This is a genomic window from Faecalimonas sp. LCP19S3_D12 (assembly GCF_052121495.1).
In the GTDB taxonomy this organism is placed as follows: Bacteria; Bacillota; Clostridia; order Lachnospirales; family Lachnospiraceae; genus Faecalimonas.
The window spans coordinates 22,206-36,013 of record NZ_JBQKED010000003.1 but is presented as its reverse complement, the minus strand read 5'-3'; the positions used below and the strand labels follow the sequence as shown (position 1 = coordinate 36,013).

General features: G+C 42.6%; 13 protein-coding genes. All 13 read right to left on the bottom strand.

The window, feature by feature from the left end; all coding sequences use genetic code 11:
- Positions 1 to 5 precede the first annotated feature (5 nt).
- A complete protein-coding gene (locus ACTQXY_RS01475) occupies positions 6 to 2,204 on the bottom strand; it encodes a DNA internalization-related competence protein ComEC/Rec2 (RefSeq protein ID WP_441657977.1) in 2,199 nt (732 codons plus the stop codon).
- Positions 2,201 to 3,130, bottom strand: coding sequence for a GerMN domain-containing protein (locus ACTQXY_RS01470; protein WP_441657976.1), 930 nt, complete (start codon positions 3,128 to 3,130; stop codon positions 2,201 to 2,203). The genes ACTQXY_RS01475 and ACTQXY_RS01470 overlap by 4 nt, the downstream gene beginning before the upstream one ends.
- Before the next feature lie 26 nt (positions 3,131 to 3,156).
- Positions 3,157 to 4,635, bottom strand: a complete 1,479-nt coding sequence (locus tag ACTQXY_RS01465; protein ID WP_441657975.1) for a sensor histidine kinase — start codon at positions 4,633 to 4,635, stop codon at positions 3,157 to 3,159.
- Positions 4,580 to 5,269, bottom strand: a complete 690-nt coding sequence (locus tag ACTQXY_RS01460) for a response regulator transcription factor (RefSeq protein ID WP_441657974.1) — start codon at positions 5,267 to 5,269, stop codon at positions 4,580 to 4,582. The genes ACTQXY_RS01465 and ACTQXY_RS01460 overlap by 56 nt, the downstream gene beginning before the upstream one ends.
- Positions 5,270 to 5,287: 18 nt before the next feature.
- On the bottom strand, positions 5,288 to 5,863 hold the full coding sequence (locus tag ACTQXY_RS01455) for a helix-hairpin-helix domain-containing protein (RefSeq protein WP_441657973.1): 576 nt from the start codon (positions 5,861 to 5,863) through the stop codon (positions 5,288 to 5,290).
- Positions 5,864 to 5,984: 121 nt separating this feature from the next.
- Positions 5,985 to 6,419, bottom strand: coding sequence for a DMT family transporter (locus ACTQXY_RS01450; RefSeq protein ID WP_441657972.1), 435 nt, complete (start codon positions 6,417 to 6,419; stop codon positions 5,985 to 5,987).
- A 72-nt stretch (positions 6,420 to 6,491) separates the two neighbouring features.
- The gene (locus tag ACTQXY_RS01445) at positions 6,492 to 7,676 is read right to left on the bottom strand and encodes an acetylornithine/succinylornithine family transaminase (protein ID WP_441657971.1); all 1,185 of its coding nucleotides are present in this window, start codon (positions 7,674 to 7,676) and stop codon (positions 6,492 to 6,494) included.
- Positions 7,666 to 8,565: an acetylglutamate kinase gene (gene argB, locus ACTQXY_RS01440; RefSeq protein WP_022249919.1), complete on the bottom strand. Its 900-nt coding sequence runs from the start codon at positions 8,563 to 8,565 to the stop codon at positions 7,666 to 7,668. Before argB ends, ACTQXY_RS01445 begins: the two co-directional genes overlap by 11 nt.
- 19 nt (positions 8,566 to 8,584) lie before the next feature.
- Positions 8,585 to 9,808, bottom strand: coding sequence for a bifunctional glutamate N-acetyltransferase/amino-acid acetyltransferase ArgJ (gene argJ, locus ACTQXY_RS01435; protein WP_441658031.1), 1,224 nt, complete (start codon positions 9,806 to 9,808; stop codon positions 8,585 to 8,587).
- A gap of 16 nt (positions 9,809 to 9,824) precedes the next feature.
- The gene (locus tag ACTQXY_RS01430; protein ID WP_004611281.1) at positions 9,825 to 10,268 is read right to left on the bottom strand and encodes a GNAT family N-acetyltransferase; all 444 of its coding nucleotides are present in this window, start codon (positions 10,266 to 10,268) and stop codon (positions 9,825 to 9,827) included.
- 21 nt (positions 10,269 to 10,289) lie between these two features.
- Entirely contained in the window at positions 10,290 to 11,330 is a 1,041-nt protein-coding gene (gene argC / locus ACTQXY_RS01425) for an N-acetyl-gamma-glutamyl-phosphate reductase (RefSeq protein WP_441657970.1), read from the bottom strand.
- A 164-nt stretch (positions 11,331 to 11,494) separates the two neighbouring features.
- Positions 11,495 to 12,739, bottom strand: a complete 1,245-nt coding sequence (locus ACTQXY_RS01420) for a glutamate-5-semialdehyde dehydrogenase (protein ID WP_441657969.1) — start codon at positions 12,737 to 12,739, stop codon at positions 11,495 to 11,497.
- On the bottom strand, positions 12,736 to 13,566 hold the full coding sequence (gene proB / locus ACTQXY_RS01415; RefSeq protein ID WP_441657968.1) for a glutamate 5-kinase: 831 nt from the start codon (positions 13,564 to 13,566) through the stop codon (positions 12,736 to 12,738). Before proB ends, ACTQXY_RS01420 begins: the two co-directional genes overlap by 4 nt.
- Positions 13,567 to 13,808: the final 242 nt, after the last annotated feature.

Below are 13,808 nucleotides of genomic sequence, written 5' to 3'. Positions count from 1 at the left end.
AAATGTCAATGAAATCCGACAATCGAAAGCGTATTTCCATCACTTTTCAATGTGATCGCCCCATTTTCGATTGTACTGTAAACCGCACTGTCTATAGCGTTCAGTCTCTCCAGTGTCTCTTTATGCGGATGCCCGTATCGGTTTCCTTTCCCAGCCGAGATTAGCGAAATATTGGGCTGGATTATCTTTAAAAGCTCTTCCTTGGTCGAATTTTTTGACCCGTGATGTGCCACTTTCAGCACCGAATACACCTTTTTTTTCACCTGCTCCAGCAAAATTTCCTCCCCTTTTTCCTCAACATCACCTGTACAAAGCATACCAAACTTCTGATAACAGATATCAAGTACCATAGAGGAAGCATTTCCGATTTCCCCTGGGAACTCCTCCTCCGGTTGAATGCAGGTCACCTGAAGATCCCCTTCCTGGAGTCTCATGCCGGGACGAATTACCAACACCCTTATTCCCGCTTTTTTTGCAAGTGCCGCGAGTTTTGTTAATGCCTCATCTTGTTGATAAGTTGCCGGAAGCACAAGGTTTTTCATGCTTACCCCCACATCCTGTCTTGTGATCATCTCCTCAACGCCACTGTAGTGATCACTGTCTCCATGCGAGATCAGGACATAGTCTAAAGTTCCAATCCCCTGTGATTTCAAAAAAGGTTCTATCCTATATTTTCCTACTTCTTTGACATCACTGCTTCCCCCGTCAATCAGGTAAGTCCCATTTTTCGGTCCCCGAATCAGAATACCATCTCCCTGTCCCACATCGATTACTGTCACGAAAAGCTTTCCTCCTGTCCCATGCCCGATAGAAAACCCAAACAGAATCATTGGAAACACACCCCACACACTCTTTCTAAGAAGCCGAAGTGCTTCTTTTTTGTTACATTTCAAAACAAAAATAACACTTCCAAATACCAAAAGGTAATAAACACTGATCTGCCACCACGACGGCTGTCCAAACACCATTCTCGCCCCCGGCAATCGGCTTGTGAAGCGGCTCATCCACTCAAACAGTTCCAAAAGTATTCCACACACTTTTACCAAAACTATACCTATCGGCTGACAGATTGGCAAAAACAGGCTGCCGATAAGTCCAAGCCCCAGAACCCATGACATCATCGGTATCACTGCCATATTCAATAAAAGTGAATAAATTGGGAACTCAAAATAAAAGTACAAAAGCACTGGAAACAGTATTAGATTAATGCTGATACTCGCATACATCCCTTTCACAACCTGATATTTGCACGGGAACAGTTTTTCTATTGCCGGAAGAATGGTTAAGATTCCAAGTATCGCTCCATATGACAGTAAAAATCCCGCGTCTGCAAGGTATAATGGCTGCCAAAGGACAGTCACTGCCCCTGCGAAAAATAATGCGGTAGCCATATCATAGACTCTTCCTGTCATATCTGCGCCAATGCGAAGTAAAAGCATAATCGCAGCACGTATCACTGACACAGAAAAACCAATCATTAAGACATACAGAAAAAGCAGTGTACCAGATCCGATTCCAGCGACAAAATAAGGACTTCCGACTTTTCGGAAAATTTGATACACACTCAGTCCGATAAAAGATATATGAAGTCCTGAGATTGCCAAAACATGTCCGATCCCATTTTTCTGATACAGCTCCTTAATCTCTGCATCCATCTCCTTCTTCTCACTCAATAAAATCGCACTTAAAATAGCGCCATTTTTTTCACCCATCGTCTCTGTCAGCTTCCCCTTCCATGCCTGCTTCAGACCGCAAAGAGAATTCATAAGTCGATTGGCCTTTCCACTCACTTCCATGATCTTTTCACTCCAGACCATACCATAAATATTTTGTTTTGCATAGTATTGCCTCTGATCAAAATTCCCTGGATTATGTGCTGCTTCAAACACATTGGCTTTTCCACACAATTTGACCGTTTTCCCAATCGCAATATTTTGAAATGTCTTATCATATACTATTATCTTGGATTCATAAAATGATTCATTTTGACTTTTCATAGAATTGTTTTTTAGATATAAGATCTGCATCTTTGATGTGCTCGTCTTTTGATATACCTGCCCCTGCAAGATGACTTCTTTTTCTTTCCCTTCCCGAAAAATAGAATCGGCAGGCAGCCTTCCCGACTGCCCACCTGTCAGAAACAGGAGCACGCTTTTTATCAATAAAAAGACCAGACACATGTAACATAATGGTCTTTTTTTCATTCTTCTTTTTTCTCCTCAATTAATGCTGAATTCCATTCCAAGGGACGATCCAGTTGGATACTTCCCTTATATGCCTCGTCACTTGCGCCGTTGATCAATATCTGCACACGGCTTGCATTTCCACTTTCGATGATGGAGTTCACAATCGAATAAATTGCCACCTCGGGCTTTTGATTATATCCTTCTGTCAAAAATGTGGAATCCAGATTCACATAACAAATACCATCTTTTACAGACACCCCCAAAAGTTTTGTCTCTGCCGGTATAGTTGCCTGCGCTTTGCTCGTTGTAGGCCCTCGCATTAACTGTTCCATAATCAGCTTCTCGATAGATGTATTGTTGCTGTAATGTACATCGTTGATCTTTTCACTCACAAGTTTTGTCCCATCTTCATTTGAGAAATAAAGATTCAATGACGTCACCTGATAACTGCTCAAAGAAGATCCTGTATTTTGTACAAAATCATCCGCGCTCATCAATCCGATCGGTACACCTTCTCGATCTTTCAGCACGTCATCACCAACATAAAAAGATACAAAATCAATACCGTCAATCTGCACAAGTGTCTGCACAACCGCAGCCCGACAGAGTACTTCCCTTGCCTTTTTCATCTTTGCATATGCCTTATTAAAATGCAGTTCCAGACAATTATCTTTGATCTCGAATGATTCCACCTTGACTTCTTTTGGGAATACCGACTTCATCTCAATCGACTCCGGCGCTTTCTTCAGTTCCTTAAGCATATCTTTCACGACAGTCTCCGTCTTTTCTGAGTTGTTTTCATACTCTTGCTTTTCCAACGCGTCATCATCGGTATTCAGATAGTAGATGTACATTCCCGCATCTTCCATATGCTTCCCGGATGTACAGCCACTTGCAAATATCATGCACAGAAACAAAATCGCTGCATACATTCTTTTTTTCATGTCATTCCCCTTTTCTCCACCTGCATTTACACAATATAGTTCAGTGGAACACGCACGGTAAAGGTCGTTCCTGTCCCTTCTTCACTGTATACCTTCACAGCTCCCCGGTGCATGACAATCGCATTTCTCGCAATCGCCAAACCAAGTCCCGTTCCGCCAATCTCTCTGGAGTGGGATTTATCCACACGATAAAATCTCTCAAAAATATGTTCAATCGACTCCTCCGGTATTCCAATTCCAGAATCTGCAACCTTCACATAAAAATATTTGTGATCTGCGTTGAGGGACACATGCACCCATCCCTCTTCTTTATTGTATTTGATTGCATTCTCCACTAAATTCGATATAGCAAGAGAAAGCTTCACTTCATCAACCTCTGCTGTTACTGGGCGAAAACTTTCAAACACAACTTCTATATTGCGCACTGCCGCAATCGGGCGCACCCGCTTCAATATCCGCTCTACCAACTCGTTGATATTCTCTGGTTTTACATTCAAATCAGAGGCTGTCTTATCCATCTTTACAAGAGACAGTAAATCGTTAATAATCTTGTTCTCTCTCTCAATCTCCTCTGTAATGTCTCCCATAAATTCCTGATATAGTTCCACCGGTACATCCTCCTGTGCAAGAAGTGAATCTGCAAGCACTTTCATAGATGTAAGCGGTGTCTTCAATTCATGCGACACATTGGATACAAACTCCTGTCTGGAATCATCCAGCACCTTCAAGCGCCCCAACATCTTGTTAAACGCATCGGAAATTTGTTTCGTCTCCGTATAAGCATTCTCTTTCAAATAGTCGTTGTCATATCCTTCGGTCACATCCTCAATCGCTTGTGTAATTCTTGCAAACGGTTTCACCATTTTGTTTGAAAGAAAAGAAACGATAACAATCAACAACAACACCGTCATTCCAAGAATAATGTTCGCATTCGACTCCAACATCTCCAGCGTATCCAATATATTATCTGCTGAAATACTGATTAGTACAGCACCGATAATCTCTTTGCCATTTCCCGACATAATGGGAGATGCCACTTCAATATAACGCTCCTTGGCATCATAATGATTCGTCGATTTTCCACCAAAACACTGCACTACCTCAGATGAGATAATCGTCTTTCCCTCTTCCGTTCCGAACGTATCCTTCACAATGCGGTATTCGGAATCAATCACCATCACACGCCCATTGTAAATATTAGATAACTGCAGTATCTCTGAGTTGATTGCTTCGGAAATTGTCCCTTCCATATAATTGGAACTGCTCAACTGATTACATAGGATAGTCCCTTGATTCTGCACCTCTGCACTTCGAAGCGACACTGCGTTTTCCTCATACTGTTTTAGAAGTGTCTCTTTTAAAACGATACATGGGAGCAGACTCGTCAGCATAATCAGCAAAACAATCCTTGAACGCAGACTTTTGATGAGTTTGCTTTTAATCTGCCATTTAACCCCTAAAATAGTAACCAACTCCCCACTTTGTATATACGTATTTCGGATCACTTGGATGTTTCTCTATTTTTTCTCTCAAACGTCTGATATGTACATCTACCGTTCTTGCATCTCCCGGGTACTCATATCCCCATACCAGATTCAACAGTTTTTCTCTGCTGTATACTTTATCTGGATTTTTTGCGAGCAACTCCAAAAGATCAAATTCTTTCGCTGTCAAATTAATCTCTCGATCCTGAATAAACACTCTTCTACTCTCACAGTCGATCTTCATATCATGTTTGACCAAAACATTACTTTCTATCATTTTTTCTTCTTTTCTTCCGGTTCTTCGCATAATCGCTTTGATTCTTGCCTTTACTTCCAAGATATTAAATGGTTTCGTAATATAATCGTCGGCACCATATTCAAGCCCTAAAATCTTATCCATGTCATCTCCCTTTGCAGTCAGCATGACAATCGGCACATCAGAAAAATCACGAATCTGCTGGCACACTGTAAACCCATCCATCTTTGGCAACATGACATCCAAAAGGAGTAGATCATATTCGTTATTCTTTGCAAGCTCCAATGCCTCTTCCCCATCATAGGCACAGTCCACTTCCATACCATCCTGTAACAGGCTGAAACGAATCCCTTTCACGATCAATTTTTCATCATCTACAACTAATACCCGTTTTCCCATTGTTTATCTCCCTCTATATTAAACTGTAATAAGATCTTTTATTTTTTGAAAGACACCATCTTTAATTCCTTCGATCTGCTTAATATCTTCTATCGATTGGAATTTCCCCTGTTCTTCCCGATATTTTATAATACTGTCTGCCTTGGATTCGCCAATCCCCGGAAGGGTCATCAACTCCTCTTTTGTGGAAGTGTTCAGGTTAATCTTCCCGCTTTTTTCCCCTTCTTCGCCTTCATTTTGTGAGGTCTGCTCCAATTCGCCTACTGCTGGTACGTAAATCTGCTCCTCATCCTGCAAAAGTGCAGCCTGATTAATCCCAGAAATATCCGCATTCTCTGCGAATCCTCCTGCTTTTTCAATCACCTCATATACCCTGCTGTCCTGTGGAAGTTCATATACACCTGTCTGTGTAACGGCTCCACAGACATAGACATATATCATCTTTTCTTCCTTTCGTTCTTCTTTTTCAGCTATTTCTGATTGCTTCGGAGCGATCTCCTCCAATTCCTGCATCGCCTGATGTTTCTTTTGGCATCCACAACAGCTCAGCATAAAAATAATCAATATTATACATGTTTTTATTTTTCTTTGCATAAATCCTCCATAGTATAGAATACTACAGATACCCCTCTATGCTTAGACATTCTTATTGTAACGAATTTCCTTTTAAATTACAACAAAATTTTACAGTCTTGTTACATTTCCGTGAAATCTTTTATCGTTCCCACTGAAAAATTGCAACGCCGATTAACGCGATGATCATACCACCGATTTTTCTCCAGTCAATTGGCTGTTTATCGACACCGAACAGCCCCAGCAATTCAATGACATATGCAATGATAAGCTGCGAAATCACGATCAAAAGAGCCGCCTTTGCAGGTCCTAACTGCTCCATGCTCTTGATAACCGTCCATGTAATTCCAGCTCCGATCACACCTCCAAGCAACATATATTTCGGCTCTACTTTTGCAATCGTCATGACATCGTCTCTTCCGGCGATGAGCCATGCCACAAGGCATACTGCGAATGCACTGAGCTGCACCCATCCATTTGACACCCACATTCCTGTCGTCTTCGTCACCTGTGTATTAAACACCCCCTGTACACTCATCAGCGCACCTGATACTAACGCAATAAAAAACCCAATCATTGAGATCCCTCCTAAAAATTTTTCACTTTTAGTCTGTCCAACGAATCGGGTTTTTATTTATTCTTCTGAATTTTATTCTTCCAGCGCTTTTGTCAATTTCTCAATCATCTCATCCACATGTTCTTTTGTGATCACTAGCGGTGGTACAAGGCGCAGCACATTACCTCCTGCTGAGATTGTGATAAGCCCATGCTCCATTCCTTTTCGAATCACTTCTGTGACCGGTTTTTCCAAAACAAGCCCCTGCATAAGCCCTTTTCCGCGTCTTTCTTTCACAGTACTGCTTTCTTTCACAAACTGATCTAACTGTTCTTCCAGATAGACACTCACTTCCTTTACATGCTCCAGCAGATGTTCCTCTTCAAAAATCTGAAGCACCATATCAACCGCCGCACACACAAACGGATTGCCTCCGTATGTCGTTCCGTGGTCTCCCGGGAGCAGCGAAGCCTTTGCAACCTTCTCCGTCATCGCAAATGCCCCTACCGGCACACCGTTTCCAATCGCCTTTGCCATCGTCATAATATCTGGTTTGACTCCGTATCCCTGCCATGCAAACATAGATCCGGTCCTTCCCATACCGCACTGAATCTCATCAAAGATAAGTAAAATATCCTGCTCGTCACAAAGCGCTCGAAGCCCTTCCAAAAAAGAGGTTTCCGCCGGGTAGATCCCGCCTTCCCCCTGCACTGTCTCCAAAATAATCGCACAGGTCTTGTCAGACAGAAGTGCTTTCACACTTTCCAAATCATTATAATCGGCAAATTTTACACCTTCCACCAATGGTTCAAATGGTTTTCGATATTGTTCTGTACCTGTCACGGAAAGCGCCCCCATACTTCTTCCATGAAAGGAATGGTTCATCGCAATAAACTCATACCGGCCACTCTGTTTCGTATAAGCATACTTTCTGGCAGCTTTCAGCGCCCCTTCAATCGCCTCTGTTCCGCTGTTTGTAAAAAATACACGATCCATGCAAGACACTTGTCTTAAATGTTCTGCCGCTTTTGCTGACGGCACGCTGTAGAACAGATTGGACGTATGTAACAACTTCTCCATCTGTTGTTTCAGACCTTCTGTATATTTAGGATGACCATATCCAAGGGAACATACCGCAATTCCGGCTGCAAAATCTAAATATTTCTTTCCTTCTGTGTCATACAGATAGACACCTTCTCCTTTTTCCAGAACAATCTGATAACGGTTATATGTATGAAGAAGTGATTGTTCTGCTGTCTCAATATAATTATTTTTCATGGTAAAACCTACTTTCTTCATCCTTTAAAATCGCAGTTCCAATCCCTTTGTTTGTAAAGATTTCCAACAACAGACAATGTGGGATTCTGCCGTCCAAAATATGCACTCTGGATACACCATTCTCAATCGCATCAATACAGTTTTGCAGCTTTGGAAGCATGCCTCCGCCGATGTAGCCTTCTTTCATAAGCGTTTCTGCTTGTTCTACCGTCAGCTCCGAAATCAACGTCTTAGGATCTTTCGGATCTTTGTAAACTCCTTCGATATCTGTCAAAAATGCAAGCTTCTCCGCCTCCATCGCACGCGCGATCGCACATGCCGCATCATCTGCATTGATGTTATAAGTCTCAAAATTATCATCCAGACCAACCGGACATACAATCGGCAAAAAGTCTTTTTCCAAAAGATCGTACAAAATCTCAGCGTTTACCTGCGTCACTTCCCCCACATATCCGATGTCTGCGCCGTCTGACAGTTTCTTTTCCACTTTCAACAATCCACCGTCTTTTCCGCTGATTCCGATTGCACGAACCCCAAGAGATTCCACAAGTTGTACCAGACTTTTATTTACTTTTCCAAGAACCATCTCAGCAACTTCCATCGTATCGGCATCAGTCACACGCAGACCGTTGATAAACTGTGGCTTCATCCCTGCTTTTTCCACCCACTTGCTGATCTCTTTTCCACCACCGTGCACAATAATCGGCTTAAACCCAACAAGTTTTAATAAGGTTACATCCTCTATGACACGTCTTTTCAGGTCTTCATCCACCATAGCGCTTCCGCCATATTTTACGACGATAATTTTCCGGTTAAATCTCTGTATATATGGAAGCGCCTCAATCAGTACCTCCGCTTTGCTTAAGAATTTTTGCATATTTGGACTCATCTTCGTTTTCCTCCCTTTATTAGCTTCTGTAATCTGCGTTAATTTCAATGTATCCGTGTGTCAGATCACATCCCCATGCCGTTGCTTTTGCATCACCCATCTTAACGTCAGCTGTTGCTATCACAATCGGCTGTGATAAAATTTCAGTTGCTTTCTCCTCACTGTAATCTACAGCAGTTCCATTTTCTGCAATCTGGATCTTTCCTGCCGCACTCTCAAAAAACAGATCCACTTTCTCTGGATCAAATTGTGCTCCTGAGTATCCCATCGCACAGATAATACGACCCCAGTTCGCATCGTGTCCCGCAATCGCTGTCTTTGTCAGATTCGAGCATGCAATTGCTTTACTTAATAAGACAGCCTGCTCCTTTGTCTGTGCTCCGACAATATTTACTTCGAATAATGCAGTCGCCCCTTCTCCATCTCCTGCAATCTTCTTTGCCAGATATTCATTAATCTCATGAAGCGCCTCTGCAAACACCTCGTATTCTTTCGTTCCTTCCACAATCTCTTCGTTTTCTGCCATTCCATTTGCTATGACAAGCACCGTATCGTTTGTAGATGTGTCTCCATCCACAGAAATCATGTTATAAGTATCGTTGACATCCTCACTCAATGCTTTTTGAAGCGCTGTTTTGGAAATCGCAGCATCTGTCGTGATAAAGCTCAGCATCGTACACATATTCGGGTGAATCATGCCGGAACCTTTCGCCATTCCGCCAATCGTGACTGTCTTGCTGCCAATCTCAATCTCCACTGCAATCTCTTTCTCACAGGTATCTGTCGTCATAATTGCTTTTGCCGCCTCTGTCCCAGCCTGAACAGTATTACTTTTCGCCTCTGCAAGCATTTTTACTCCTGCCTGGATGCGGTCAATCGGAAGCTGTTTTCCGATGACTCCTGTCGATCCAAGAAGAACACTGTCTGCCGAAATCCCCAACTCTTTCGCAGCCGCAGCCGCAGTATCTTTGCAGTATCCGTATCCTTCAGCCCCTGTGCAGGCATTAGCAATCCCCGAATTCACAATGATCGCCTGTGCCGCTTTGCCTTCCTTTACAATTTTCTGATCCCATGTAACCGGCGCCGCTTTTGCCACATTCGTCGTAAATGTTCCTGCCGCCACACATGGCTCTTTGCTGAAAATGATCGCCATATCTGTACGTCCCTGATACTTGATATTTGCCTCGACACCTGCCGCCTCAAATCCTTTTGCTTTCGTCACTCCACCTTTTACAATCTTCATCATGCCCATCTCCTTTTTATTTATTAAACGCAGTAATATTTGCTTCATTCAACGTAAATTCATAATAATTTAAATCTTCTCTCTTCGTCCATCCGATCTCATTCCAAAATGCATTTCCAATATCGTTTTCCATAAACGCAATCAATGATACTTTATTAATCTTCTCTTCTTTTAATGCCTCCATCGCTTTCACTACCATACTCCGTCCGATTCCGTGCATCCGATACGCTTCGTCCACACATACATGATAGAGGCATCCCCTTCTTCCATCATGTCCACACAGGATGCTTCCGACAATCTTTTCATCCTCCACTGCGACAATACTTGTTGTTGGATTCCGTTTCAAAAAACGTTCGACCCCTTCTTTCGAATCGTCAATACTCCTGATTCCAAACCCATGAATCTTCATCCAAAGTGCATAAACACCTTCATAATCTTCTATCGTCATTTGTCTAATCATGTTACCCTTCTCCTGACTGTTTTATGGAAACATCGGAACAAGCTCAAGTCCTGTCGTCTCCGGCAGTCCAAACATCAGATTCATGTTCTGTACCGCCTGACCTGCCGCACCTTTTACAAGATTGTCCATCGCTCCCATCATAATGATTCTGTTCGTCCGCTCATCGATTTTAAAATTCACATCTACATAGTTGCTGCCCTCCACCCATTTTGTCTGCGGGCAGACATCTTTTTCCAATACACGCACAAATTTTTCTTTCTGATAATACTTATCATAAATCGCCTTTACTTCCTCATAGGTCACTGTTTTCTTTAAGGCTGCATATGCCGTCACCAAAATTCCCCGATTCATCGGAACAAGATGTGGCGTAAAATTCAAAAGTACGTTCTCGCCTGCGGCATAGCCAAGCTGTTCTTCAATCTCTGGTGTATGTCGGTGAACAGCCACCCCATACGCTTTGATATTCTCATTCACTTCACAGTAAAGATTATCCACTTTCGCCCCTCTTCCGGCTCCAGAAGTTCCTGATTTTGCATCAATAATAACCGTACTCATGTCAATCAGTCCTTCTTTTGCCAGCGGATAAACTGACAGTGTTGAGCATGTCGGATAACATCCCGGATTTGCCACAAGTCTTGCATGTTTTACATCCTCACGGTTAATCTCACAAAGTCCATACACTGCTTCCTCGATAAACTGAGGACTTTTATGCTCGATCCCATACCATTTTTCATACGTCTCCACGTCCTTAATACGGAAATCCGCGCTCAGATCTATGACTTTTACTTTGGATAAGATTTCCTCATCGAGCAGTGATGCACAAAGCCCCTGCGGTGTCGCCGTAAATATGACATCCACCTCATCTGCCAGTGCTTTCATGTTGTCATCCATACAGACTGCATCAACAATCTGAAACATGTTCTGATACACTTCGCAATACTTTTTATCAATATAACTCCTGGAGCCATACCACTTGATTTCTGCATGTTTATGTCCCATTAAAATACGGACCAGTTCTCCCCCCGCATAACCGGTGGCACCAATAATTCCCACTTTTATCATACAACCAACATCCTTTCTGCCTTTTTTCCTATTTTAGCACTTGCATTGCAAAATGCAACACAAACCTTTCGTACGTTACCAGAGTAACGTTTTGCGATATGCAAAAGAAATACTTGCATAAGTATACATCATTTTTGTATATTATGCAAGTATTTCTTTTCATTTTATCGAATCTGACCATCTCCGAAAATAATATATTTGGTTGTCGTAAGGGCGTCCAATCCCATCGGACCTCTCGCATGAAGTTTCTGTGTACTGATTCCAATCTCTGCCCCAAAACCGAATTCAAATCCATCGGTAAATCTCGTCGAAGCATTCACATACACTGCCGCTGCATCTATCTCATCCTGAAATTTCAATGCATTTCGATAATTCTCTGTGATAATAGATTCCGAATGCCCAGTATTATACGTATTGATATGGGCGATTGCTTCATCTATGGAAGAGACGACTTTCAGAGAAATCATCTTATCTAAATATTCCATCCCCCAATCATCGTCCGATGCTGTTGTAATTCTTTCGTCTATTGCCATCGAAGTTTGATCTCCTCGAATTGCAACTCCCTTTTGCGTCAGCCTGTCACAGATCATCGGAACGACCTGACACGCCACATCTTCATGAATTACCAACGACTCACATGCATTGCATACACCAAGGCGCTGTGTCTTGGCGTTATCAATGATTTCCACTGCCATCTGAAGATCTGCAAACGCATCTACATATATATGACAGTTGCCCGTGCCTGTCTCAATAACCGGAACGGTACTGTTCTTTACAACTGTTTGGATCAATCCTGCTCCACCTCTCGGAATGAGCACATCAATATATGTATTCATCCGCATCATCTCCTGTGCCACTGCACGGTCCGTATTTTCAATCAGGATTACCGCATCTTCCTCAATCTGTGTGGCGTTAAGTGCTTTTCGAAGCACACTCACAATTGCCTTGTTGGAAAAAATACAATCACTGCCGCCTCTTAAAATCACAGCATTTCCTGATTTCAGACACAGACCAAATGCATCTGCTGTCACATTTGGTCTGGATTCGTAGATAATTCCAACAACTCCCAGAGGAACTCTTTTCTTTCCGATGCGAAGTCCATTCGGTCTCACTTTCATATCCGTCACCATTCCGATTGGATCTTCCAGATCCGCAATCTGTAACAGCCCATCTGCAATTCCTGCAATGCGTTCCTTGGTCAGCATCAATCTGTCTATAAGTGATTCCTTCATTCCTTTTTCTCTCGCATTCGCAATGTCTTTTTGATTCTCTTCCAGTAAAAATGCTGCTTGTTTCTTCAATTCTTTTGCTGCCTGTTTCAGTGCCTCGTTTCTTCTGTTCTGTCCCAGTAAGCCGATACTCCTGCTCGCCGCCTTGCTTCTCATTCCGATCTGTTCCATGTATTTCATATGATTTTCCTCCCGTTTTCCCTCTCTGCCATAAACAATGTTCCAATCTTCTTTCCTGCCATGATATCGTTGATTGCGCAAATATTGGCTCCATTGGCAATAACCATATCTGCCCCGGACTTCGTCGCAACCTTCGCAGCTTCAATCTTCGTCGCCATTCCTCCTGTTCCCATAGCGTTTCCGGCTCCTTTTCCCATCCGCTCTAGTTTCTCATCAATATACCGTACCGTATGGACAAATCTGGCATTTGGATTCTTCCGAGGGTCATCTGTATAAAGTCCCTCGATATCCGACATCAGGATTAAGAGATCTGCCTCCACAAGTCTGGCAACATGAGCCGCCATCGTATCATTGTCTCCAAAATTTCCATACGCCTCTTCCTCCACAGAAATCGCATCATTTTCATTTACAATCGGAACGACGTTCATACGCAGCAGCTCCTCAAATGTATTTCTCGCATCCTGCCTGCACTCTTTACTCATAATTGATTCTTTTGTCAGCAACACCTGTGCCGTCAACTGATCATACTCTGCCAACAGTTTTTCATACATCATCATCATTCGTCCCTGTCCGACTGCTGCACACGCCTGCTTTATTGCACTTTCTTCTGGTCGTTCCCAGATTCCAAGCACCTGTCTGCCGATTCCAACTGCTCCCGACGATACAACAATCACTTCTTTTCCCTTATTTCTCAAATTGATTAAAATTCTCACAAATTTCTCAAGCTTTTCCAAATCGATGTTTCCCGTTTCCTTATGTGTGATCGTCGTTGTTCCCACTTTGATCACGATTCGTTTTTTGCTTTTTATTGTCTCTCTCTGTTCCATTTCACACACCTCTTGTTCTGCTTCTTTCTATGTCCTATACCGTTTAAACGCAAAAACAGGATAGAAGTATACAACAAATACTTCTACCCTGAATATTCCTTGGCAGACACAGCATCTACTTCTCTACAACTACAATATTGAATTTATGCCTCGCTGAACACCCCGAGGGGATTGCACGGCACAAAAACAACACTGCGTGTAATAAGCAGCTTTCGATTAGATCTTTTTATGAAATTATAAGT